Below are 23,784 nucleotides of genomic sequence, written 5' to 3'. Positions count from 1 at the left end.
GCCACTGCGCCGTCTTCCTCGGCTGGGATGCGCAGCACACCCGGCGGGAGGTCGAGCAGGCTGTCGCCACGCTGGCCGACCGCCACCGCGTGGACGTCGACCACCTGGTCGCCTGAGGCGCATCGCACCATGCCCCGGGCCGGCCGGTCCGGGGCAACACCTGAATACCGCAAGGAGTCAAAGATGTCTCTAGGGATCGTCTTCTTGTCCGAAGTGCTCGGCACCGGGATGCTCACCCTCCTCGGGTGCGGCGTCGTGGCCAACGTCGCGCTGAAGGGCACGAAGGGGAATGCCGCCGGCTTCCTGATGGTGACGTGGGGATGGGGAATCGCCGTGTTCTCCGGCGTCTACATCGCCGCGAAGTCCGGGGCACACCTGAACCCCGCCGTCACCCTCGGCCTGCTGCTCAATGGCAAGGCCGAGTACGCCCCCGGGGTCAAGGTCGACGTCGCCTCGACCCTGACCTACTTCGGCGGCGAGCTGCTCGGGGCGTTCCTCGGCGCGGTCGTGTGCTGGCTCGCCTACAAGCAGCACTTCGACCACGAGGCAGACCCGGCCAACAAGCTCGGCACCTTCTCCACCGGTCCGGCCATCCGCAGCAAGGGCTGGAACCTCATCACCGAGATCATCGGTACGTTCGTGCTCGTCGAGGTCATCCTCTCCTTCGGGGGGACCCCGTCCGGGCTCGGCCCGCTGGCCGTCGCCCTCCTCGTGGTCGGCATCGGCGTCTCGCTCGGCGGCCCGACCGGCTACGCCATCAACCCGGCCCGCGACCTGGGGCCCCGCATCGCCCACGCCCTCCTGCCGATCAAGGGGAAGGGCTCGAGCGACTGGGCCTACGCCTGGGTCCCCGTGGCCGGACCGCTCCTCGGCGGCGCCCTCGCCGGCCTGTTCGCCCGCATCATCCCCGACATCTTCGCGGCCGTCGCGAAGTAGCAGCCCACAGCACCCGTCACTGCAGACTCATCCAAAGGAGCCATGAATGTCTGATCAGGCGCAGAGCGCACAGCAGTACGTCATCGCGATCGACCAGGGGACCACGAGCACCCGGGCCATCGTCTTCGACCACTCCGGCTCGATCGTCTCCACCGGCCAGCTCGAGCACGAGCAGATCTTCCCCCAGGCCGGGTGGGTCGAGCACAACCCGAAGGAGATCTGGGACAACACCCGTGAGGTGATCGGCCAGGCGCTCTCGAAGGCGAACCTCACCCGCCACGACATCGCCGCCGTCGGCATCACCAACCAGCGCGAGACCGCGGTGGTCTGGGACAAGAACACGGGCGAGCCCGTGTACAACGCGATCGTCTGGCAGGACACCCGCACGCAGAGCATCGTCGACGAGCTCGCCAAGGACGGCGGCGTCGAGCGGTTCAAGCAGAAGGTCGGCCTGCCTCTGGCCACGTACTTCTCGGGCACCAAGATCAAGTGGATCCTCGACAACGTCGAGGGCGCCCGGGCGAAGGCCGAGGCCGGAGACCTCCTCTTCGGCAACACGGACGCGTGGGTCCTGTGGAACCTCACGGGCGGCACCGACGGCGGCGTGCACGCCACGGACGTCACCAACGCCTCCCGCACCATGTTCATGGACCTCGAGACCCTCAGCTGGGACCAGGGGATCCTGGATGCGTTCGGGGTGCCCGCCTCGATGATGCCCGCCATCAAGTCCTCGTCCGAGACCTACGGCACCGTGCACGGCTCGCAACTGCTGCGGGAGACCCCGGTCGCGGGCATCCTCGGCGACCAGCAGGCCGCCACGTTCGGCCAGGCCGCGTTCGACACCGGCGAGGCCAAGAGCACGTACGGCACCGGCAGCTTCCTGATCTTCAACACGGGCGAGGAGATCGTCCACTCGAAGAATGGCCTGCTCACCACGGTCGGCTACAAGCTCGGCGACGCGGCTCCGCACTACGCGCTCGAGGGCTCGATCGCCGTCACCGGCTCGCTCATCCAGTGGCTGCGCGACAACCTCGGGATGATCGGCAGCGCCCCCGAGGTGGAGACCCTGGCCAAGTCGGTCGAGGACAACGGCGGCGTCTACATCGTGCCCGCGTTCTCGGGGCTCTTCGCCCCGTACTGGCGCCCGGACGCCCGCGGCGCCATCGTGGGCCTCACCCGGTACGTCAACAAGGGCCACATCGCCCGCGCCGCCCTCGAGGCGACCGCGTTCCAGACCCGCGAGGTGCTCGACGCCGTCAACGCCGACTCCGGGGTCCCGCTGGCGGAGCTCAAGGTCGACGGCGGCATGGTCGCCAACGATGCGCTCATGCAGTTCCAGGCGGACATCCTCGGCGTGGACGTTGTCCGGCCGAAGGTCATCGAGACCACCGCGCTCGGCGCCGCGTACGCCGCGGGCCTCGCGGTCGGGTACTGGAAGGACCTCGGGGAATGCTCCGCGAACTGGGGCGAGGACAAGCGCTGGAGCCCGCAGATGGACTCCGCCGAGCGCGACCGCCAGATGCGGCTGTGGAAGAAGGCCGTCTCCAAGTCGATGGACTGGGTGGACGCCGACGTGAAGTAGCCCTGCGGCACCGGATGCGGCGCACGACGGCGGCCACCCGCCGTCGTGCGCCGCGCCTGCGGTAGCATGGCTAGCATGCGCGGCGTCCTCCTGCTTCGATAGCCGCTTGCAGCGCGGATCCCGTGGGGGATCCGCATGCAGCAAGCGGCCGCCCCTCCCTGTGCGAGGGGCTTTTGTGTGTCAGGGGAAGGATGCAGGCGGACGCCTGGACGAAGAGAGACGTGGAGAGACAAACGGTGAGCGAAGAGCAGGTCGCTGAACAGTCGGCAGGGGCGGCATACAGCTTCGCCGCGATCGAGGCCAGGTGGCCCGCGGTGTGGGACGAGCTGGGGGTGTTCACCCCCAAGGACGACGGCAGCCGCGAGCGCCGCTACGTGCTCGACATGTTCCCGTACCCGTCCGGCGACCTCCACATGGGCCACGCCGAGGCCTTCGCGATGGGCGACGCCGTGGCGCGCTACTGGCGCCTCAGGGGCTACGACGTGCTGCACCCCATCGGCTGGGACTCCTTCGGCCTGCCGGCCGAGAACGCGGCCATCAAGCGCAACACCCACCCGGCCGAGTGGACGTACAAGAACATCGAGACCCAGGCCGCCTCGTTCAAGCGGTATGCGCTCAGCCTCGACTGGTCGCGCCGCCTGCACACCTCCGATCCCGAGTACTACCGGTGGACCCAGTGGCTGTTCCTGCGCTTCTACGAGCGCGGACTGGCCTACCGCAAGAACCATCCGGTGAACTGGTGCCCCAAGGACCAGACCGTCCTGGCGAACGAGCAGGTCGTCAACGGCGCGTGCGAGCGCTGCGGCACCCCCGTGACGAAGAAGTCCCTCAACCAGTGGTACTTCAAGATCACCGACTACGCTGACCGGCTGCTCGAGGACATGGCCGAGCTCGAGGGCCACTGGCCCGAGCGCGTCCTGGCCATGCAGCGCAACTGGATCGGCCGCTCCGAGGGCGCGCACGTGCGGTTCGCCATCGAGGCCGCCGCCGGGCGGCCGGAGCGCGAGGTCACCGTCTTCACGACCCGCCCCGACACCCTCTACGGGGCCACGTTCTTCGTCGTCGCGGCGGACGCCGATCTCGCCGGCGAACTCGTCGCTCCGGAGCAGGCGCAGGCGCTCGCCGACTACCAGGACCGGGTCAAGGCGCTGAGTGAGATCGAGCGGCAGAACACCGACCGCGAGAAGACCGGTGTCTTCCTCGGCCGCTACGCCGTGAACCCCCTCAGCGGCGAGAAGCTGCCGGTGTGGGCCGCGGACTACGTCCTGGCCGACTACGGCACGGGCGCGATCATGGCCGTCCCGGCCCACGACCAGCGCGACCTCGACTTCGCCAAGGCCTTCGGGCTGCCAGTCCGGGCCGTGCTCGACACCGGCGAGGACGACCCCGCCGTCACCGGCGTCGCGACGAGCGGCGAGGGCACGATCATCAATTCCGGCCCGTTGGACGGCCTGTCGAAGGCCGAGGGCATCGCCAAGGCCATCGAGGTGGTCGAGGCCGCCGGCACGGGCGAGGGCACGGTCAACTACCGGCTGCGCGACTGGCTGCTGTCCCGCCAGCGGTTCTGGGGTGCACCGATCCCGATCATCCACTGCCCGGCGTGCGGCGAGGTCCCGGTCCCGGACGACCAGCTGCCCGTGCGGCTCCCGGACAACCTCCGCGGCGAGCAGCTCGCGCCCAAGGGCACCTCCCCGCTCGCGTCCGCCGAGGACTGGGTCAACGTCACGTGCCCCTCCTGCGGGGGCGCCGCCCTGCGCGACACCGACACCATGGACACGTTCGTCGACTCGTCCTGGTACTACCTGCGCTACCTCTCGCCCGACTACACCGAGGGCCCGTTCGACCCCGAGGCCGCGCGGCGCTGGATGCCCGTGGCGCAGTACGTGGGCGGGGTCGAGCATGCGATCCTGCACCTTCTGTACAGCCGCTTCTTCACCAAAGTCATGAAGGACATGGGCCTCCTCGAGGCGGACGAGCCGTTCGCGGCCCTCATGAACCAGGGCCAGGTGCTCAACGGCGGCAAGGCGATGAGCAAGTCCCTCGGCAACGGCGTGGACCTCGGCGAGCAGCTGAACACGTTCGGCGTCGACGCCGTCCGCCTCACCATGGTGTTCGCCTCCCCGCCGGAGGACGACGTCGACTGGGCCGACGTCTCTCCGTCCGGCTCGGCGAAGTTCCTGGCCCGGGCGTGGCGCCTGGGCCAGGACGTGACCAGCGCCCCCGGGGCGGATCCCGCGACGGGGGACCGGTCGCTGCGCGCCGTCACCCACCGGACGATCGCCGACGCCACCGAGCTCCTGGACGCGCACAAGTTCAATGTGGTCGTCGCCAAGGCCATGGAGCTCGTCAACGCCACGCGCAAGGCGATCGACTCCGGCCCCGGAGGCGCCGATCCCGCCGTGCGCGAGGCGGTCGAGGCCGTGGCGATCATGCTCAGCCTCTTCGCGCCGTACACCGCCGAGGACCTCTGGGCGGCCCTGGGCCACGAGCCCTCGGTCTCGAACGCGTCCTGGCCCGTGCACGACCCCTCGCTCCTGGTCGAGGACACCGTGACCGCCGTGGTCCAGGTCCAGGGCAAGGTGCGGGACCGCCTCGAGGTCTCCGTGGACATCTCGGAGGAGGACCTGCGCGAGCTCGCCCTTGCCTCCCCGAACGTCCAGCGGGTCCTCGACGGCCGCGGGATCCGGACCGTGGTCGTGCGGGCGCCCAAGCTGGTCAACGTCGTCCCCGCCTGACCGGTGACCCCGCGTGGCTGAGGGACAGGCACAGGAACTCCCTGCGATCGCCTGGCTGCGGCGGTGGGGCAGGCTCCGCCAGGGGCCTGCCCCGGCCGCCACGCCGGCGCCTCGGCCGCGCGTCGCCGTCGTGACCGACTCCTCGGCCGCGCTGCCCCCAACGTGGACGGACGAGTTCGAGCAGGCGGGGTGCTTCGCCTGCATCGTCCTGCCGGTCATGGCCGGCGAGGAGATCTTCACCGAAGGCGAGGACGTCGACACGGCCCTCGGCCTGGCCCTCGCCGCTGGCCGGCAGGTGCGCACCTCGCGGCCCGCACCGGGCCAGTTCGAGCGGGCCTACCGGGCCTTCGAGCAGGCGGGCTTCGACGCCGTCCTCTCGCTGCACCTCTCCGGGAAGCTCTCCGGGACGGCCGACGCCGCGCGGATCGCCTCGGCGCGCGTCGGCATCCCCGTGGCGGTGGTCGATTCGCGCACCGCGGGCATGGCCCTCGGCTTCTCCGTCCGGGCGGCGGTGCTCTCGGCGGCCACCGGTGCCGGGCCCGACGCCGTGCGGCAGGCCGCCGAGGACATGCTCGCCGGGGCGGAGGTCCTCTTCTACGTGCCGAGCCTCGAGCAGCTGCGCCGCGGGGGGCGCATCGGGGCAGCGGCCTCGCTGGTGGGGACGGTGCTCTCCATCAAGCCCATCCTCACTCTGCGCGACGGGCTGATCGTTCCCCTCGAGCGCATCCGCACGGCGCCCCGGGCCGTGTCCAGGCTGCGGGAGCTCGCGGTCGCCCGCGCGGCCGCCCACGTTCCCCCGGTCCTCGCCGTCCACTACTTCGGCAACAGGCCCGAGGCGGCCGGCTTCGCCGCGGCGCTGGCCGCAGACCTCGGCGTGGCCCCGGACTCCGTGGTGGTCTCCGCGATGCCGGCAGTCCTCGCCGCGCATACCGGGCTCGGGGTGCTCGCCGTGGTCGTCGCCGGCCCCGAGGGGCCCGACGCCGCTCCTCCGGGCCCCGCACCTCGCTAGCCCGCCGCGGCCGGCTGGGCTGCCACTCGTCCTCCACACGGGTGCGGCCACGCGCGTCGTCCACATAGGAGGGCCCAGCCCGATGGCCTCCGAGCCCTGATGGCAGCGTGGAGACCGTGGGCAGACGGGGGAGGGGAACCGGTGGGCGGCGGGCGGCCGCCCACCGCTGGGACGCGCTCTTCCCTCCCGACGATGCCCCGCCCGGCCTCCTCGACATCGGCCCGCCCGGGCACGGCGCTGGCCTGGCCGAGCGCGGCGACCCCGCGCACCACGCCGGTCTGGCGGATGACTCCGGGGACGCGGGCGACACCCGGCCGGCGGACGACCCCGGCGATGGGGAGGATACCGGGCTGGCGGATGGCACCGGGTACGGGTACGCGGATGGTTCAGGCGTCCGGCGCCGGGCGGACCGACCGAGGTTCGCTGTCTCAGTGCGGCTCGGCGCGGTCCTCGCGGCGCTCCTCGCCGCGGTGTGCGCGGGCTGGTGGGCGATCGCCTACGGGGCCGCCCCCACCGCCGCCCCGGTCGACGCGTCGCCCGTGCGTACCGGGAGCGCGGGCCCGCAGGCTCCAGGCCACCAGACGTCCTCGGGATCTCCGGCGCAGCCGCCGGTCGACGGGCCCACGGTCGACGGCCCCGTGGTGGGCGGCCCCACGGTGCACGTCGCGGGGGCAGTCGCTGCTCCGGGGGTCTACCGCCTGGCCCCGGGGGCGCGCGTCCACGAGGCCATTGCCGCGGCCGGGGGCGCAAAGCCTGGCGCGGACCTCGACCGGCTCAACCTGGCAGCGCCGGTCGAGGACGGAACGCGCCTCAAGGTTCCGGTCCGCGGCGAACCCGAGGAAGGCCTGCACGCCGGCGGCACCGCCGCCGGAGCACCGGGCGGCAGCGCGCCCCAGCGGGCCGACGGCACCCCCGCGCCGGCAGGAGGCGGTCCCCGCAAGGTCAACATCAACACTGCGACGGCGGAGGACCTCGGAGTGCTTCCCCGGGTCGGGCCCGTCCTAGCCCAGCGCATCGTCGACTACCGCGCGGCCCACGGGCGCTTCTCGGCCCCCGAGGACCTCGACGCGGTGAGCGGGATCGGGCCGAAGATGCTCGAGTCGCTGCTGCCGTTGGTGACCGTCGGATGAGCGGCCGTCGCGGGGCCTGGGACCGCTACCGCACGGCCGCGGTGGAGGGCGCGGCCGGGGAGCGTGCGGCGGGCACGGCCGCCGCGCCGGACCGGCTCCGCATGCTCGCCTCGGGCTGGTGGAGCGTGGAGGCGGTGCAGCCCGTGGCGGCCGGCGGCCGGTGGAGGGACCTGCGGCTCGTTCCCCTGGGCGCGGCGGCGTGGCTCGGCGCCGCGGTGGGCCCGTTCGCAGAGGCGGCCAGCATCCTGGTGGCGCTCCTTGCCGCGAGCCTCGTCTGCGCCGCAGCGGCGGCGACCGTGGCGTTCGGCTGCCGGAGGGCGCACGTCTGGAGGGCGCGATTCCGCAGGTCTCGGCCCTGGCGCTGCGGCCCGCTGCGGCGCAGCCCCCAGCGGCGATCGCCGCAGGGCGGCCGGAGCACACTCGGCCGCCCCGGGCCGACCCCGGCGCGAGCGGCAGGTCTCGCGGTCCTCGCCGCGTGCTCCGCCCTGGCAGGCGCGGCAGGCCTTGCCGCGGCCGGAGGACACGGCGCAGCCGAGCGCGCCGGACCGGTGGGCGAGCTGCTGGCCCGCGGCGGCAGCACCGTGGCCACGGTCGAAGTCCGCACGGAGCCCACGCCCCTGCGCGGGCCCAGCAGGTTCGGCACGGCACCGCGCTTCGGGGCCGAGGGACGGATCCTGCGGGCGACCGACGCCGGGCGCACCTTCGCGGCATCGTCCGCGGTCCGGCTCATCGGCGGGAGTGAGGTCAGGGGGCTCCGGCCGGGCACCACCGTCGAGGTGGCCGGGCGCGTCGTCCCCGCGACCCAGCCGGGACGCCCGCCCCTGCTGAGCACCTCGTCCCGGCCGCGCGTCGTCGGCGGAGAGCCCGTCGGCCTGCTCGTGGGCGAGGTCCGGGGAGCGCTCCGCGCTTCGAGCGCGTGGCTGGCGGAGGATGCGGCAGGGCTCCTGCCCGGCATGGCCGTCGGCGACACGGCAGCGCTGCCGCAGGAGCTCGAGGACGCGATGCGGCAGGTCGGGCTGGGCCACCTCACTGCAGTGAGCGGAGCGAATTTCACCCTTCTGTCCGCCAGTGTGCTCCTGGCCCTGCGCGCCGCCCGCGCCCCGCGGCCGGCGGCCGCCGCCGCCAGCTGTGCAGTGCTCGCGGCGTTCGCCCTCGTGGTCGGGCCCGAGGCGAGTGTCCTCAGGGCGGCAGCCATGGGCGCCGTCGGGCTCGTGGCCCTCGTGAGCGGCCGCGCCGGGCGGAGCTGCTCCTCCCTGTCCGGCGCCGTGCTGGTCCTCGTCCTGCTCGAGCCGGACCTCGCCCTGAGCATGGGCTTCCTGCTCTCGGTGGCGGCCACGCTCGGGATCGCACTGCTCGGGCCGCCGCTCACCGGCCTGCTCGCGGCGCGCCTGCCCACCTGGCTCGCCGTAGGCGTCGCCGTACCCCTCTCGGCCCAGCTGATGTGCGGCCCCCTCATGGTGCTCATCCAGCCCTCGTTCCTGAGCCTGTCCCTCGTCGCCAACGTCGTGGTGGCCCCCTTCGTCCCGCTCGTGACCGTGGCCGGGACGCTGGCCCTCGCCACCTGCCCCTGGTGTCCGCCGATGGCGCTCGTGTGCACAGCGGTCGGGGGCGCCGCCGCCCAGGCCGTCGCCGCCGTCGCGCGCCTGCTCGCATCGCTCCCGGGGGCGGCCCTGCCCTGGCCGGAGGGCCTCATCGGAACGGCGGTGATGGCCGCTGTGTCCGCGGCGAACGCCGTGGTGCTGTGGGCTGCGCTCTCGTCCGGGCGATGGCGCGCGGTGCTCCTGCGCATGCGAGGGCCCGCAGCCGGCGCCCGTGCGGCCGCGGCCGCCGCGTCCGGATTGGGCCGGGCGGCCCGGCGTGGGAGAGTGGACGGGTGAAGTGCAGCAAGACCACCGCAGGGGGCCGCGCGTGACGCCCCCAGCCCGGACCAGCAGGTCCCAGGCGCCCAGGGGCTCCGCCGGCGCCAGGAGCGCGGGGACCGTCGACTGGCGCGACGCCGGGCCCGCGCCCGTGGTCCTGGTCACGGGCCCGGAGGACTACCTCGCGGCCCGGGCTATGGATTCGGTGCGGACCAAGGCCAGGGAGGCCGCTGGCGAGCTCGAAGTCACCCGGCTCGAGGCCGGCGCCTACGCCGGCGGTGAGCTGCTGATGGCGGCCTCTCCATCGCTGTTCGGCGAGAGCAAGCTCATCGAGGTGCACGGACTCGAATCCATGAGCGAGGAGTTCCTCCGCGACGGGCTCGCGTACACATCGGCCCCGGAGCCGGACGTCGTCCTCGTGCTCCGGCATGGCGGCGGAACCCGGGGCAAGAAGCTCCTCGACGCGGTCAAGGCCTCGGGCGCGCCCGTCGTCGACTGCCAGCCGCTGAAGAAGGACTCCGACAAGGCTGCCTTCGTGCAGGCCGAGTTCCGCGGGTCGGGCCGGCGGATCGAACGCGAGGCCGTGGACGCCCTCGTCGCCGCGGTGGGCAGCAGCCTCGCGGAGCTGGCGGCCGCGTGCAGCCAGCTGATCCTCGACGCATCCTCTGCAGTCGACGCCGCGACGGTCGAGAAGTACTACGGCGGACGCGTCGAGGCCACGGCCTTCAAAGTCGCCGACGCCGCCCTCGCCGGCCAGAAGGCGAAGGCGCTCTCGGCCTTCCGGCACGCCCTCGAGACCGGCGTCGACCCGGTGCCGATGGTCGCGGCCATCGCCTCCAAGCTCAGGACGCTGGCCAAGGTCGCGGGGGCCCACGGATCAGCACAGGCCATCGCCAGGGAGCTCGGCATGCAGCCGTGGCTCGTCGAGCAGGCCCAGCGTGACATCCGAGGCTGGACGCCGCAGAGCCTCGCCGCAGCGATCCGGGCCGTCGCGGAGGCCGACGCCGAGGTCAAGGGGCTCGCGCGCGATCCCGCCTATGCGGTCGAGCGCGCCCTCTCGACAGTCAGCTCGGCCGCCCGCGCCCGCTGATCGGAACCGGCCGATCCGGGCCAGCGACCCGGGACGCGGAGGCCCGGGACCGGAGGCCACGGACGACAGAAGGGGCCGGCATCCGTCACGGATGCCGGCCCCTTCCAGGAAGACCTGCAGGTCAGCCGATGCTGCCGACCTTCTTCGCGATGCCCGACTTGCGGTTCGCGGCCTGGTTCTTGTGGATGACGCCCTTGCTCACGGCCTTGTCGAGCTTCTTGCTCGCGTAGGCCAGAGCGGAGACAGCGGCATCCTTGTCAGCGGAGGCGATCGCGCTGGTGACGGCGCGGATGGCCGTCTTCAGCTCCGACTTGACCGCCATGTTGCGCTGGCGGGCCTTCTCGTTGGTGAGAATGCGCTTCTTCTGGGACTTGATGTTTGCCACGTATGGAACTCTCTTGTTGATGCCAACAGGGTCTAGAGGGCGTTCGGACCGACCATCGACTGAGCGGCGTGGGGATGCCTATGGCAGCCGGTCGTCAGTGCCCGCCGACCTGCACGGACACACAGCAGATCATGCTAGCAGACTCGCCGCGTCCACGGGGGCTGCGCACGCGGGAGCGGCGCGCACACAGCCTATGGGAGACTAGGAAGTCAGCAAACCACCGTGGGCAACCACGCCTCGACCGTATTGACAGTGAGGACCGTTCACCGTGTCTCCCATGGCCCGCACAGCGCCCGTGCCCGCCGCGACCGATCCGTCGATCATCCGCAACTTCTGCATCATCGCGCACATCGACCACGGAAAGTCGACCCTCGCCGACCGGATGCTCCAGTTCACGGGAGTCGTGCAGCCGCGGGACATGAAGGCGCAGTACCTCGACCGGATGGACATCGAGCGCGAGCGCGGCATCACCATCAAGTCCCAGGCGGTCCGCATGCCGTGGGAGGTCGACGGCACGGCCTTCGCCCTGAACATGATCGACACGCCCGGGCACGTCGACTTCACCTACGAGGTCTCGCGCTCGCTCGCGGCCTGCGAGGGCGCGGTGCTCCTCGTCGACGCGGCCCAGGGGATCGAGGCCCAGACCCTCGCGAACCTGTACCTCGCGATGGAGAACGACCTCACCATCATCCCTGTGCTGAACAAGATCGACCTGCCCGCGGCCCAGCCCGAGAAGTACGCGGAGGAGCTCGCCAACCTCATCGGCGGCGACCCCGACGACGTCCTGAAGGTCTCCGGCAAGACCGGCGTGGGCGTCGAGGGCCTCCTCGACCGGATCGTGCGGGACATCCCGGCACCCGTGGGCGACGCCAAGGCCCCCGCCCGGGCGATGATCTTCGACTCCGTGTACGACACGTACCGCGGGGTCGTGACCTACGTGCGCGTCGTCGACGGCTCGCTGAGCCCGCGCGAGCGGATCCAGATGATGTCGACCAAGGCCAGCCACGAGCTGCTCGAGATCGGCGTCATCTCCCCGGAGCCGATCCCGTCCAAGGGCCTCGGCGTCGGCGAGGTGGGCTACCTCATCACGGGCGTCAAGGACGTGCGCCAGTCCAAGGTCGGCGACACGATCACGAACCTTTCCAAGCCGGCGTCGGAGTCCCTCGGCGGCTACCAGGACCCCAAGCCCATGGTCTTCTCCGGCCTCTATCCGCTGGACGGCTCGGACTATCCGGACCTGCGGGACGCGCTGGACAAGCTCAAGCTCAACGACGCGGCCCTCGTCTACGAGCCCGAGACCTCCGCCGCGCTCGGCTTCGGCTTCCGTGTGGGCTTCCTCGGCCTCCTGCACCTCGAGATCGTGCGCGAGCGCCTCGAGCGGGAGTTCAACCTCGATCTCATCTCCACGGCCCCCAACGTCATCTACGACGTGACCCTCGAGGACAAGTCGGTCGTGACCGTCACGAACCCGAGCGAGTTCCCCACGGGCAAGGTCCTCGAGGTCCGCGAGCCCATGGTCTCGGCGACCATCCTGGCCCCGAACGAGTTCGTGGGCGCCATCATGGAGCTCTGCCAGGGCCGGCGCGGCCAGATGAAGGGGATGGACTACCTCTCCGAGGACCGGGTGGAACTGCGCTACTGGATCCCGCTGGCGGAGATCGTGTTCGACTTCTTCGACCAGCTCAAATCCAAGACTCGCGGCTACGCCTCGCTCGACTGGAAGGCCGACGGCGACCAGGTCGCCGACCTCGTCAAGGTCGACATCCTCCTGCAGGGGGAGCAGGTCGACGCGTTCAGCGCCATCACGCACCGCGACAAGGCCTACGCGTACGGGACCATGATGACCGCGAAGCTGCGCGAGCTCATCCCGCGCCAGCAGTTCGAGGTGCCCATCCAGGCGGCCATCGGCTCGCGGATCATCGCCCGCGAGAACATCCGGGCCATCCGCAAGGATGTCCTCGCCAAGTGCTACGGCGGCGACATCACCCGCAAGCGCAAGCTCCTCGAGAAGCAGAAAGAGGGCAAGAAGCGCATGAAGATGGTCGGCCGCGTCGAGGTGCCCCAGGAAGCCTTCATCGCGGCGCTGACCACCGACGAGTCGAAGGACAAGGCGAAGAAGTAGTGCCCAGCACCCTTCCTCTGGGGGACCCGGCCCCGGCCGACGGCGTCCTGCCGCCCCAGGCGGCCGTGGCGGCGGGGGAGCGGGGCTTCTCGCTGTACGCCCACATCCCGTTCTGCGCCGTCCGGTGCGGATACTGCGACTTCAACACCTACACGGCCACGGAGCTCGGCGGCGGCGCCTCGCAGGCGAACTACGCCGCGACCGCCGTCTCGGAGGTGCGCTTCGCGGCGGCCGCGCTGGACGCCTCGGGCGTGCCGCGCCGTCGTCTCTCCACGGTGTTCTTCGGCGGCGGCACCCCCACCCTCCTGCCCGCTCAGGACCTTGCCGCGATCCTCGCGGCGGCGGTCGCTGAATGGGGACTTGAACCGGGGGCCGAGGTGACCACGGAGGCGAACCCGGACTCGGTCACGCCGGCCTCACTCCAGGCCCTCGCCGAGGCCGGCTTCACCCGGGTCTCCTTCGGCATGCAGTCCGCCGTGCCGCACGTCCTCAAGGTCCTCGACCGCACCCACACCCCCTCCCGAGTGCCCGAGGCGGTCCGATGGGCCCGGGACGCGGGACTCGACGTGAGCCTGGACCTCATCTACGGCACCCCGGGCGAGTCGCGCGACGACTGGCGCGCCTCGCTCGACGCGGCGCTGGCGTGCGAGCCGGACCATGTGAGCGCCTATGCCCTGATCGTCGAGGAGGGGACGAAGCTCGCCGCCCAGATCCGCCGCGGAGAGGTTCCGGCGGTGGACGACGACGACCATGCCGAGAAGTACGAGCTGGCCGACGCGGTGCTCGGCAGCGCGGGCTTCCACTGGTACGAGGTCAGCAACTGGGCCCGCGGCGGCCAGCAGGCCGGCCGCTTCGAGTGCCGGCACAACCTCGCCTACTGGAACGGCGGCGACTGGTGGGGCATCGGCCCCGGGGCGCACTCCCATGTGGGCGGCGTCCGCTGGTGGAACGTCAAGCACCCCACCGCCTACGCCGGGCGACTCGCGCAGGGCCTCTCGCCCGCCGCGGGCCGGGAGACGCTCGACGACGGCACCCGCCACGTGGAGCGCGTCCTCCTGATGGTCCGGCTCGCCTCGGGCCTGCCGACGTCCGACCTCGATGCCGAGGGCCGCGCGGCGGTAGCCGGCCTGATCGCCGACGGGCTCGTCGAGGGTCCAGCGGCGCTGCGGGGCCGGCTGGTCCTCACGCTGCGGGGCCGGCTCCTCGCCGACGCGGTCGTGCGCGCGCTGCTTCCCTGACGAGTTCAGCAGCGTTCCCCTGATCGGTCACTTGATGAGGTGCAGGTTGTAGCGGTACTGGTACGGCTGCCCGCGGTTGACCTGGATGCCGGCCGTGACCGAGAACACGGTCAGCGCGATCCACAGCAGGGTCGCCAGGACCGAGAACACGCTCCCCACGAACGGGATGTACCCGAGCAGGTTGAGCAGGATCGCCGCGATCGTGGGCGGCAGGGTGAAGTTCAGGGCTTCCTTCGACTCCTGCGCGGTGAAGGGCCCGCGGTCCTTGAAGACGAGGTAGATCAGGAGCGACGGGACGAAGCCGAGGATGCCGCCGAAATGCGCGAGGGTCGCCCATTGCCGGTCCTCGGACGCCGTCAGCGGCGCGGGGACCGTGGCACCGTTGTCCTGTCCGGCGGTGCTGCGGGGGTCCTTCGGGTACTCGGCCACTGATGAATCCTTGCCTGTGGGTCCTTGCGGTGTTGACGTCCGCGGGGCCTTGCGGCCGCCGGGAGCAGTCCAAGGATATCCAAGGTTGCGCGATCAGGCGGTCAGGAAGTCGATGACCTCTTCGACGCGGCCGAGCAGGGAGGGCTCGAGATCGGCGTACGTGCGCACCGCCCCGAGGAGCTTCTGCCAGCCGAGGCCCACGTCTTCCGCGGTGCCGTGCGGCCATCCGAACGCCTTGAGGATCCCGGTCTTCCAACCCGTGCCGCGCGGCACGGTGGGCCATGCGGGGATGCCGAGCACCGAGGGCTTGATGGCCTGCCAGACGTCCACGTAGGGGTGGCCCACGACGAGCACGTTCCCGGCGGCCCCTGGGACAGCCACGGCCTCGGCCACGATCCGCGACTCCTTCGAGCCCTCCACCAGGTGGTCGACGATGATCCCGAGCTTCCGGCCCGGTCCGGGCCCGAACGCCGCGACCGCCCCCGCGAGGTCGTCGACCCCGTGCAGGGGCTCGACGACGATCCCCTCGACGCGGAGGTCGTCTCCCCAGACCTTCTCCACGAGCTCGGCGTCGTGCTTGCCCTCCACCCAGACCCGGCTTGCCTTGGCCACCTGCGCCCGCAGGCCCTCGACGCGCACCGAGCCGGACGCGGTCCGTGCAGGGGCAGCGGGCTGGGCCCGGGGGGCCGGCGGACCGACGCGGACGGGGCGGCCATCGAGGAGGAAGCCGAATCCGAGCTGGAACGAGCGGGTGCGCCCGCGCCGGTCCTCGAGGCTCATGAGGTGCATGCCCCCGGACTTCTCCACGCGGACCACGGCACCGACCCATCCGCTCTCGGCGTCTTCGAGGACGAGCCCGAGATCGGCGGGGACGAGGGGCAGTTCGGCACGGGACGGGGCAGCGAGGTCGGCCGGCCCCCAGGAGTCATAGCTGAGTCGGTCCACCCGCCGAATCCTACGGCGGCCCGGGCCGCGGCACCCGGGGACGCGCCGTGGCCGAGCGCACAGCCCGGGGGTTCCCGCCCGGGGCGGTGGGCGTACTAGACTTAGCACTTGATCCCAGAGAGTGCTAAGCCGCGGGCGCGCCGCCCGCCGTCGGAGCAGGAGGTGTGATGAACGAGCCCCGGAAGCTGGAGGTCCTGCGGGCGATTGTGGAGGACTACGTCCACTACCGCGAGCCCGTCGGGTCCAAAGCGCTCGTGGAACGCCACCGGCTCGGTGTCTCGAGCGCCACGATCCGCAACGACATGGCGGCCCTCGAGGACGACGGCCTCATCACGGCCCCCCACACGAGCGCGGGCCGGGTCCCGACCGACAAGGGCTACCGCGTCTTCGTGGACCACCTCTCGGCGGTGCGGCCGCTGTCCGCGGCGGAGAAGCAGGCGATCCAGACGCTCCTGGACGGGGCGGACGACCTGGACGATGTCCTCGAGCGCACGGTCAGGCTCCTGTCCCAGCTGACCAACCAGGTCGCCGTCGTGCAGTACCCGCAGCTGGGCCGGGCCAAGGTGCGCCACGTCGAGGCGGTGTCGATGGCCCCGCGCCAGGTGCTGCTCGTCCTCATCGCGGACACCGGGACGGTCGAGCAGCGCGTGCACACCGTGGGCGAGGACGTCGACCGGGACAGGCTCGCCTACCTGCGGCAGCGATTCCTCGAGGGGCTGGCCGGCACGGCGGTCGCGAGGCTCGCCGCCGGCGCGGCGGACGTCGTCGCCTCGCTCGCGCCCCAGGACCAGCGGCTGGGCGCCGAGCTGGCCTACGGCCTCGGCACCCTGGCCGAGGCAAGCCGTGAGGACCGGATGGTGATGGCCGGCACGGCCTACCTCGCCCGGTCCAACAGCGACTTCCTGCAGAGCATCTCGCCGGTGCTCGAGGCACTCGAGGAACAGGTCGTCCTGCTGCGGCTCCTGTCCGAGATGGCGAGCGATCCGCGCGGCGTCACGGTCACCATCGGGCGGGAGAACCCGTATGTCGGCCTCGCCGAGACCTCCGTGGTGGCCACCGGGTACGGGCAGGACGACGGCCCGAAGCTCGGCATCCTCGGCCCCACACGCATGGACTATCCGGCCACGATGGCCGCAGTGCGGGCGGTCGCCCGCTACCTGTCGAAGATCATCGCCGGAAGCTGAGAAGAAAGAGAACTGTGAGCAGCCACTACGAAACCCTCGGCGTCCAGACCGATGCGACGCCCGAGGAGATCAAGAAGGCCTACAAGAAGCTGGCCCGCAAGCTCCACCCGGACATGAACCCGGGCGAAGACGCCGCGGACCGGTTCAAGGCGGTCACCCACGCCTACGAGGTCCTCTCGGACCCGCAGAAGCGCCGCGTCTATGACACGACGGGGAACGAGAACGGCACCGACAACGGCTTCTCCGGCGGCTACAACGGGGCGGGCTTCGCGTTCCAGGACATCTTCGAGACCTTCTTCGGCGGCGGCGCGGCACAGTCCGGCCCCGCTTCGCGCGTCCGGCGCGGACAGGATGCCCTCATCGCCGTCCGGATCGAGCTCAAGGACGCGGTGTTCGGCGTCAACAAGAAGCTCGAGGTCGACACCGCCGTGGTCTGCACCCGCTGCGACGGCTCGTGCTGCGAGCCCGGCACCGAGCCGGTCCGCTGCGGCGTCTGCGGCGGCTCCGGACACATCCAGCGGCCGGTCCGTTCGATCCTCGGCCAGGTCATGACCATGGCCACGTGCCCCACCTGCCAGGGATTCGGCACCGAGATCCCCAGCCCGTGCAACGAGTGCGGCGGCGAGGGCCGCATCCGGAGCCGGCGCTCGCTCACCGTCAAGATCCCGGCGGGTGTGTCCACCGGCACGCGCATCCAGCTCGCCGGCCAGGGCGAGGCGGGAACGGCCGGCGGACCGTCGGGCGACCTCTACGTGGAGATCCGGGTGGCCTCCCACCCGACCTTCACGCGCGAGGGCGATGACCTGCACGCCACGCTCAGCGTCCCGATGACCGCCGCCGCCCTCGGGTCCGAGATGACCTTGGAGACGTTCGACGGCGAGCAGGGGATCACGCTGCGGCCCGGCAGCCAGTCCGGTGATGTGGTGACCCTGCACGACCTCGGCGTGGCCCGGCTGCGCGGCGCCGGCCGCGGAGACCTCCTCGTGCACGTCAGGGTCGAGACGCCTACGAAGCTCGACGCGGAGCAGGAGGAGCTCCTGCGCCAGTTCGCCAAGCTGCGCGGCGAGCAGGTCGGCGAGGGCAAGCTCGTGGGCAGCGGCGGCATGTTCGCCAAGCTCCGCGACAAGTTCGGCAACCTCTGACGATGTCCCGGCCGCTCTTCTACGTCGCCCCCGGCGCGCTCGACGGCGCAGCCCCCGGCAGCACCATGACGGTCGACGGGGCCGAGGGGCGGCATGCTGTCGCCGTCCGGCGGCTGGGCGTCGGGGAGGGCGTCGACGTCTCTGACGGCGCCGGGACGCGCGCCGTCGGCACGGTCAGCAGGGCCGAGGGCTCGGTGCTCGAGGCCGTCATCGACTCTGTCGACCACGAGGCGCGCCCCCCGTTCAGACTCGTCCTCGTCCAGGCGCTGGCGAAGGGCGATCGGGACGAGCTCGCCGCGGAGACGGCGACCGAGCTCGGCGTGGACGCGGTCATCCCGTGGCAGGCCGAGCGCTCGATCGTGCGCTGGAAGGGTGAACGGGCCGACAAGGCGCTCGCGAAGTGGCGCTCCGTGGTCCTCGCCGCAGCCAAGCAGGCCCGCCGCGCCTGGGTGCCGGCGGTCGAGCCCGCGGTCGACGACGCCCGCCTCGCCGAGCGCATCGCGCAGGCGCGGCTCGCCGTCGTGCTCCACGAGGAGGCGAGCGAATCGCTCGCCGGCATCCTCCGCGGTGTGGCGCCCGAGGACGGCGTGGACTCAGGCGAGGGCGAGGTCCTGTTCATCGTCGGCCCCGAGGGTGGAATCAGCCCGGCCGAACTCGAGCGCTTCGTGCTGGCGGGGGCGCGTCTGGCGTTGCTCGGCCCCCACGTGCTGCGGTCCTCGACCGCCGGGCCGGCCGCTCTCGCCCTCGCCGGCGAACGCCTGGGCCGGTGGGGGACCCGGGACGGCCGCTAGCCCGTGATGGTGAAGGACTTGGAGTCCCAGGCGGCAGTGCTCGAGGCGGCCGACGGCGAGGCGTCGTCCGCTGGCAGGATCCGCACTTCGTAGTCGCCGGGCGGCAGGTTGACCGAGAAGGTGAACTCGCCGACGTGCCCGGGCTCGTGGCCCGAGGTGATGTTCCCGCTGACGTACACCGACCGGTTCCCCTGGGCATCGTGCCGCAGGACCTGCCACGCGAAGGGCCTGTCCGGCTGGGTCGCCCTGCCGAAGACCTTGAGCGCGCCCTTGAGCTGGGTGCCCTCCTGCGGGTCGATGATCCACACCGGCGCGATCATCGAGGGGTCACGCTGCATGAGCTGCCCCAGCTGGACACGCGAGAAGGCGAGCTGCGAGGTCCGGCCGTCGACCAGGAGCATGACCGAGATCGGCTGGCCGGCGTCCACCAGTCCCGAGCTCGCCGCCGCAGCCGTCGCGGTGTAGACCAGCTGCTGGACCGCGAGCTGGGCCGTCGGCTCGTCCACGCCGGTGTTGAAGGCGTCGTCTGAGACATCGACCGTGATGTAGTTCCGCCCCGAGACCGACGCGGCGAGCTTCTTGGGCGACTGCCAGGGCGTGAAGTAGTGGGGGTCGAGCGGCTTCTGCGACATCATGATCCGCAGGGCCGTGGCGATGGGGTTGTCCCGGGAGTCTGCATCGCGGAACTCCCGGTACAGATAGACCCCGTCCCGCGCCCGGCCCAGCCAGTACACCGGGGCCTTCGCCGAGGTCTGGGACGTCTCGAGAGGGGCCGAGGCCTGCGTCATCCCGCTGCTGGGCCCGGCCGTCGACCCCGCGGCGATGCTCGGCTGGGGTGTGCCCGCGGCCGTGCAGCCGGCGAGGGGCAGGCCCGCGGCGAGGAGGGCGGCAGCGAGGGTCCGCGCGCCGCGTCGGCGCCGGCTCCCCAGCCCAGCTCGAAGTGCCATCGCTTCCCTCGCAGATCAGTCCGTGCCCCTCCGGCGGGGCCACCGTCCAGCTTGGCACAGCATTCCGGCGTGGTCCCGGCCGAGGGGGGAATAGTGTCCCAAGTGATGCACGATTGATATTTCCAACGACTTTGGCCCGGCACGGCCCCCGCATCACACGGCCCCTGCGGCGGGCGCGGCAGTAGGATGGACTGGACGGGCGGCCAGAGGGCCGGCCACGAGCGGCCGACGGCCGCACCGAGGAGGAGAGACACGCCTGTGACCGCGGAGTTCCCGCACACCACGCCCGCGGCCCGCACCGAAGTGCTGCGCTTCGGTTCGAGCGACGAGATGGTCCGCATCCTCGGCCCGCACGACGAAGCCCTGCGGTACGTCGAGGAGCAGTTCCCGGCAGTGTCGATCCATGCGCGCGGCAACGAGCTCACCATCGTCGGTCCGACCGCCGAGGTACCGCACATCCGGCGGCTCTTCGAGGAGATCTCGGCCATCGCCGCGAGCGGGGCCACCGTGACCACCGCGTCGCTCGAGCAGCTCGTCGCGATGCTGCGCACCCAGACGGTCGCGAGCCCGTCCGATGTGCTCACGCACAACATCCTCTCGAGCCGGGGCAGGACGATCCGCCCCAAGACGGCCAACCAGAAGGAGTACGTCGACGCGATCGACGCCAACACCGTGATCTTCGGGATCGGTCCTGCCGGCACGGGCAAGACCTATCTCGCGATGGCCAAGGCGGTCCAGGCGCTCCAGCACAAGGACGTCAGCCGGATCATCCTCACGCGGCCCGCGGTCGAGGCGGGGGAGCGGCTCGGCTTCCTCCCGGGCACGCTCAGCGACAAGATCGACCCGTATCTGCGCCCCCTGTACGACGCCCTGCACGACATGATGGACCCCGAGTCCATTCCGCGCCTCATGGCGGCCGGCACCATCGAGGTGGCCCCGCTCGCGTACATGCGCGGGCGCACCCTCAACGACGCCTTCATCATCCTCGACGAGGCGCAGAACACGACGCCCGAACAGATGAAGATGTTCCTCACGCGCCTGGGGTTCGGCTCGAAGATGGTCGTGACCGGGGATGTGACTCAGGTCGACCTCCCGACAGGCGCCGCCTCGGGCCTGCGGATCGTCCAGCAGATCCTCCAAGGGGTGGAGGACGTGAACTTCTCCGTGCTCGATGCCAGCGATGTGGTCCGGCACCGGCTTGTCGGAGACATCGTGGACGCCTACGGACGGTGGGATGCCAAGGAGCGCGCCCGGGTCCAGCGCCGGCGGGACCAAGCCCGCGCCCAGGGCTCCTCCACGCCGGTCGCGGGCGCGCCTGAGTCTAAGCTGGACTCGTGAGCATCGAAGTCAACAACGAGTCCGGCCTCGAGGTCGATGCCGAGGCCCTCGTGCGCCTTGGCCAGTTCGTGTTCGAGCGCCTGTGGCTCCACCCGCAGACCGAACTGTCGATCCTGCTCGTCGACGAGGAGGCGATGGAGCGCCTGCACCTCGAGCTCATGGACGAGCCGGGGCCCACCGACGTGCTCTCGGTGCCCATGGACGAGCTCACGCCCGGCGCCCCGGGGCGCCCCACCCCGCAGGGCATGCTCGGTGACATCGCGATCTGCCCCCAGGTCGCGGTCCAGCAGGCCCAGCGCGGCGGGCACACGGCGGACGACGAGATGCTCCTGCTCGCGACCCACGGGATCCTGCACCTGCTCGGCTTCGACCACGCGGAGCCGGAGGAACGGGACGAGATGTTCGCGCTCCAGCGCGAGCTGCTCACCGAATTCCTCGGGAGGCCGGCACCGAGCGAGACGGTGGCGTGACCACCGCATTCCTGCTCATCCTCGCCCTCGTCTTCGTCGTCCTCGCAGGATTCCTCGCCGCCGCTGAGGCGGCTTTCGCCTTCCTCCCGCGCCACGACGCGGAGGAGCACATCGAGACCGGCCGTGCCGCGGCCCTCGCCCGCGTCCTGGCGGACCCGGTGCCGCATCTGCACGCGCTGCGGTTCTGGCGCATCTGGTTCGAGACCGCCGCGGCGGTGGCCGTGGCCGTCCTCGTGCACAGCTGGCTGGACAACGTCTGGCTCGCCGGGCTCGCCGCGACCGTGGTCATGGCCCTCATCGGCTTCCTGCTCGTCGGGGTCTCGCCCCGCCAGCTCGGGCGCCAGCACGCGCTGCCGATCGCCGCGGTCTCCGCGCCGCTCCTGAGCGGCCTCCGGGCCGCCCTCGGACCGGTCCCCGGCTGGCTCGTGCGGATCGGCAGCGCGGCCACCGGCACCGACCCCCGCCACGAGGAGGCCACGTACACCTCGACCGAGCTGCGCGAATTCGTCGAGCGCTCGAGCGACACCGAGGACCTCGAGGATGAGCAGGCCGAACTGCTCCAGTCCGTGTTCGAACTCGGCGAGACGCTCGTGCGCGCCGTCATGGTGCCACGGACCGACATCGTCGCGATCGAGTCCGGCTCGACGCTGCGCCAGTCCATGTCGCTGTTCCTGCGGTCGGGCTGCTCGCGCGTCCCGGTGTTCAGGGAGAGCCTCGACGACGTCAGCGGCGTCCTCTACCTCAAGGACGTCGCGGCGCGGCTCCACGAGGCCGCCGGTGCCGAACGCGAGCCGGTCGACTCGCTCGCGCGCGAGCCGCGGTTCGTGCCCGAGTCCAAGCCGGTCGACGAGCTGCTGAAGGAGCTGCAGCGCGAGTCGACGCATCTGGCCATCGTCGTCGACGAGTACGGCGGCACCGCCGGGCTGGTCACGCTCGAGGACCTCATCGAGGAACTCGTCGGCGAGATCGTCGACGAGTACGACGACGACGAGGCCGAGGCCCTCGACCTCGGCGACGGCCGGTTCCGGGTGACTGCCCGCATGGGGCTGGACGACCTCGGAGAGCTGTTCGACGTCGACCTCGAGGACGACGAGGTGGAGACCGTCGGCGGGCTCCTCGCCAAGGGCCTCGGGCGCGTGCCGATCGTGGGGAGCACGGCCGAGGTCCACGGAATCCGCCTCACCGCCGAACGGCGGGTGGGGCGCCGGAACCGGATCAGCCACATCCTCGCCGAGCGCGCCGAGCCGACCACGACAACTGAGAACAACGACGAGGCAGGGAACACCCATGGCTGAGAAGACCGAGGGGCACGGAGCCCCGGACTACCGCGCCGGATTTGCCGTGCTCGTGGGGCGCCCCAACGCGGGCAAGTCGACGCTGACCAACGCGCTCGTGGGCCAGAAGGTGGCCATCACCTCGGCGAAGCCCCAGACCACGCGGCACACGATCCGCGGCATCGTCCACCGCGAGGACGGCCAGCTGATCCTCGTGGACACCCCCGGGCTGCACCGCCCGCGGACCCTGCTCGGGCAGCGGCTGAACGACCTCGTGGCGGAGACCCTCTCCGAGGTCGACGCGATCGGGTTCTGCATTCCCGCGAACGAGCGGATCGGACCGGGGGACAAGTACATCGCCAACCAGCTGGCCGGCGTCCCGCGCAAGCCGATCGTCGCCCTCGTCACCAAGGCCGACCTCGTCGACCGCGCCCAGCTCACCGAGCAGCTCCTCGCCGTCGACGCCCTCGGGCGCGAAGTGCTCGGCGGCGAGGGCTGGGCCGACGTGGTGCCCGTCTCCGGGCAGGACGGATACCAGGTCTCCACGGTCGCGGACGTGCTGATCGGCCACATGCCGCCCTCGCCGCCGCTGTACCCGGACGGAGAGCTGACGGACGAGCCCGAGGCGGTCATGGTCGCCGAACTCATCCGCGAAGCGGCCCTCGAGGGCGTGCGCGACGAACTGCCGCACTCGCTCGCGGTCGTGGTCGACGAGATCGTGCCGCGGGAGGGACGCAGCGAGGACAACCCGCTGCTCGACGTGAGGGTGAACCTGTTCGTCGAGCGGCCCTCGCAGAAGGCCATCATCATCGGCAAGGGCGGAGCACGGCTGCGCGAGGTCGGCACGGTGGCCCGGCGCGGCATCGAGGCGCTGCTCGGGACCCGGATCTACCTCGACCTGCACGTCAAGGTCGCCAAGGACTGGCAGCGCGACCCCAAGCAGCTGGGCCGGCTCGGGTTCTAGCGCGGCGCGAGCCGCCCCGCTGTGGCTACAGGGCCCACACAGGGTGGCCGGTTACTATATACCGACCCAGCCCCTCGCAGGAAGGCCTCTCCTTGGCTCGACGCGCCGATGCCGCGCCGGCTGCTCCCAGCAGCGCCCGACGCAGCGGCGTGCACCATGCACGCCCGAACGGATCCGCCCCGCTGCGACATGCGCGACCCCTCGGGAGGCGGCA

At 71.8% G+C, this 23,784-nt stretch carries 20 protein-coding genes; 16 read left to right on the top strand and 4 right to left on the bottom strand.

The window, feature by feature from the left end:
* The first annotated feature begins 183 nt into the window (after positions 1-183).
* From J2W20_RS15960 to holA, 7 genes are all read left to right on the top strand, one after another.
* On the top strand, positions 184-936 hold the full coding sequence (locus tag J2W20_RS15960) for an MIP/aquaporin family protein (RefSeq protein WP_307007780.1): 753 nt from the start codon (positions 184-186) through the stop codon (positions 934-936).
* Positions 937-982: 46 nt separating this feature from the next.
* Positions 983-2,518, top strand: a complete 1,536-nt coding sequence (gene glpK / locus J2W20_RS15955; protein ID WP_307007777.1) for a glycerol kinase GlpK — start codon at positions 983-985, stop codon at positions 2,516-2,518.
* A gap of 158 nt (positions 2,519-2,676) precedes the next feature.
* Positions 2,677-5,253, top strand: a complete 2,577-nt coding sequence (gene leuS / locus J2W20_RS15950) for a leucine--tRNA ligase (RefSeq protein WP_373458029.1) — start codon at positions 2,677-2,679, stop codon at positions 5,251-5,253.
* Between the two features lie 13 nt (positions 5,254-5,266).
* Positions 5,267-6,262, top strand: coding sequence for a DegV family protein (locus tag J2W20_RS15945; protein WP_307007773.1), 996 nt, complete (start codon positions 5,267-5,269; stop codon positions 6,260-6,262).
* Between the two features lie 431 nt (positions 6,263-6,693).
* Positions 6,694-7,392 carry a ComEA family DNA-binding protein gene (locus tag J2W20_RS15940; protein WP_307007771.1) on the top strand — a complete coding sequence of 233 codons (699 nt, stop codon included), beginning with the start codon at positions 6,694-6,696 and terminating at the stop codon, positions 7,390-7,392.
* Positions 7,389-9,269: a ComEC/Rec2 family competence protein gene (locus tag J2W20_RS15935; protein ID WP_307007769.1), complete on the top strand. Its 1,881-nt coding sequence runs from the start codon at positions 7,389-7,391 to the stop codon at positions 9,267-9,269. Before J2W20_RS15940 ends, J2W20_RS15935 begins: the two co-directional genes overlap by 4 nt.
* A gap of 31 nt (positions 9,270-9,300) precedes the next feature.
* On the top strand, positions 9,301-10,341 hold the full coding sequence (gene holA / locus J2W20_RS15930) for a DNA polymerase III subunit delta (RefSeq protein ID WP_307007767.1): 1,041 nt from the start codon (positions 9,301-9,303) through the stop codon (positions 10,339-10,341).
* Between the two features lie 121 nt (positions 10,342-10,462).
* On the opposite strand, the gene rpsT is transcribed toward holA, so the two are convergent.
* Entirely contained in the window at positions 10,463-10,726 is a 264-nt protein-coding gene (rpsT, locus tag J2W20_RS15925) for a 30S ribosomal protein S20 (protein WP_307007765.1), read from the bottom strand.
* A 268-nt stretch (positions 10,727-10,994) separates the two neighbouring features.
* Between rpsT and lepA the strand changes: the two genes are divergently transcribed.
* On the top strand, positions 10,995-12,848 hold the full coding sequence (lepA, locus tag J2W20_RS15920) for a translation elongation factor 4 (protein WP_307007763.1): 1,854 nt from the start codon (positions 10,995-10,997) through the stop codon (positions 12,846-12,848).
* Positions 12,848-14,086, top strand: a complete 1,239-nt coding sequence (gene hemW, locus J2W20_RS15915; RefSeq protein ID WP_307007761.1) for a radical SAM family heme chaperone HemW — start codon at positions 12,848-12,850, stop codon at positions 14,084-14,086. The genes lepA and hemW overlap by 1 nt, the downstream gene beginning before the upstream one ends.
* A gap of 27 nt (positions 14,087-14,113) precedes the next feature.
* On the opposite strand, the gene J2W20_RS15910 is transcribed toward hemW, so the two are convergent.
* Both J2W20_RS15910 and J2W20_RS15905 read right to left on the bottom strand, forming a co-directional pair.
* Entirely contained in the window at positions 14,114-14,515 is a 402-nt protein-coding gene (locus J2W20_RS15910) for a DUF4870 domain-containing protein (protein WP_307007760.1), read from the bottom strand.
* A gap of 93 nt (positions 14,516-14,608) precedes the next feature.
* Positions 14,609-15,460 (bottom strand): DUF3097 family protein, encoded by an 852-nt coding sequence (locus J2W20_RS15905; protein ID WP_307007759.1) that lies wholly within the window; start codon positions 15,458-15,460, stop codon positions 14,609-14,611.
* A 167-nt stretch (positions 15,461-15,627) separates the two neighbouring features.
* Here J2W20_RS15905 and hrcA point away from each other — a divergent pair, with 167 nt between their 5' ends.
* From hrcA to J2W20_RS15890, 3 genes are read left to right on the top strand one after another with little or no spacing between them, the layout of a single operon-like run.
* Complete coding sequence (gene hrcA, locus J2W20_RS15900; RefSeq protein ID WP_307007758.1) at positions 15,628-16,644, top strand: heat-inducible transcriptional repressor HrcA; 1,017 nt, start codon at positions 15,628-15,630, stop codon at positions 16,642-16,644.
* Between the two features lie 14 nt (positions 16,645-16,658).
* Entirely contained in the window at positions 16,659-17,786 is a 1,128-nt protein-coding gene (dnaJ, locus tag J2W20_RS15895; protein WP_307007757.1) for a molecular chaperone DnaJ, read from the top strand.
* Between the two features lie 2 nt (positions 17,787-17,788).
* Positions 17,789-18,577, top strand: a complete 789-nt coding sequence (locus tag J2W20_RS15890) for a 16S rRNA (uracil(1498)-N(3))-methyltransferase (protein WP_307007756.1) — start codon at positions 17,789-17,791, stop codon at positions 18,575-18,577.
* Here the strand turns inward: J2W20_RS15890 and J2W20_RS15885 are convergent.
* Positions 18,574-19,524 carry a GerMN domain-containing protein gene (locus tag J2W20_RS15885; RefSeq protein ID WP_307007754.1) on the bottom strand — a complete coding sequence of 317 codons (951 nt, stop codon included), beginning with the start codon at positions 19,522-19,524 and terminating at the stop codon, positions 18,574-18,576. The genes J2W20_RS15890 and J2W20_RS15885 overlap by 4 nt on opposite strands.
* Before the next feature lie 186 nt (positions 19,525-19,710).
* Between J2W20_RS15885 and J2W20_RS15880 the strand changes: the two genes are divergently transcribed.
* The 4 genes from J2W20_RS15880 to era are packed head-to-tail and all read left to right on the top strand — an operon-like array spanning position 19,711 to position 23,570.
* A complete protein-coding gene (locus tag J2W20_RS15880; protein WP_373458027.1) occupies positions 19,711-20,862 on the top strand; it encodes a PhoH family protein in 1,152 nt (383 codons plus the stop codon).
* Positions 20,859-21,332: an rRNA maturation RNase YbeY gene (ybeY, locus tag J2W20_RS15875; protein ID WP_307007752.1), complete on the top strand. Its 474-nt coding sequence runs from the start codon at positions 20,859-20,861 to the stop codon at positions 21,330-21,332. Before J2W20_RS15880 ends, ybeY begins: the two co-directional genes overlap by 4 nt.
* A complete protein-coding gene (locus J2W20_RS15870; protein ID WP_307007750.1) occupies positions 21,329-22,627 on the top strand; it encodes a hemolysin family protein in 1,299 nt (432 codons plus the stop codon). The genes ybeY and J2W20_RS15870 overlap by 4 nt, the downstream gene beginning before the upstream one ends.
* The gene (gene era / locus J2W20_RS15865) at positions 22,620-23,570 is read left to right on the top strand and encodes a GTPase Era (protein WP_307007749.1); all 951 of its coding nucleotides are present in this window, start codon (positions 22,620-22,622) and stop codon (positions 23,568-23,570) included. The genes J2W20_RS15870 and era overlap by 8 nt, the downstream gene beginning before the upstream one ends.
* Positions 23,571-23,784: the final 214 nt, after the last annotated feature.

Source organism: Sinomonas atrocyanea (assembly GCF_030812675.1).
Taxonomy (GTDB): domain Bacteria; phylum Actinomycetota; class Actinomycetes; order Actinomycetales; family Micrococcaceae; genus Sinomonas; species Sinomonas atrocyanea_B.
Note: the sequence above shows the minus strand (reverse complement) of the source record. Positions and strands in the feature narration are given on the sequence as shown.

Coding starts and splice junctions, on each gene's coding strand:
- J2W20_RS15960 (WP_307007780.1), top strand. CDS start 184: ATGTCTCTAGGGATCGTCTTCTTGTCCGAAGTGCTCGGCACCGGGATG.
- glpK (WP_307007777.1), top strand. CDS start 983: ATGTCTGATCAGGCGCAGAGCGCACAGCAGTACGTCATCGCGATCGAC.
- J2W20_RS15935 (WP_307007769.1), top strand. CDS start 7,389: ATGAGCGGCCGTCGCGGGGCCTGGGACCGCTACCGCACGGCCGCGGTG.
- hrcA (WP_307007758.1), top strand. CDS start 15,628: ATGAACGAGCCCCGGAAGCTGGAGGTCCTGCGGGCGATTGTGGAGGAC.
- J2W20_RS15890 (WP_307007756.1), top strand. CDS start 17,789: ATGTCCCGGCCGCTCTTCTACGTCGCCCCCGGCGCGCTCGACGGCGCA.
- J2W20_RS15885 (WP_307007754.1), bottom strand. CDS start 19,524: ATGGCACTTCGAGCTGGGCTGGGGAGCCGGCGCCGACGCGGCGCGCGG.
- J2W20_RS15880 (WP_373458027.1), top strand. CDS start 19,711: ATGGACTGGACGGGCGGCCAGAGGGCCGGCCACGAGCGGCCGACGGCC.
- era (WP_307007749.1), top strand. CDS start 22,620: ATGGCTGAGAAGACCGAGGGGCACGGAGCCCCGGACTACCGCGCCGGA.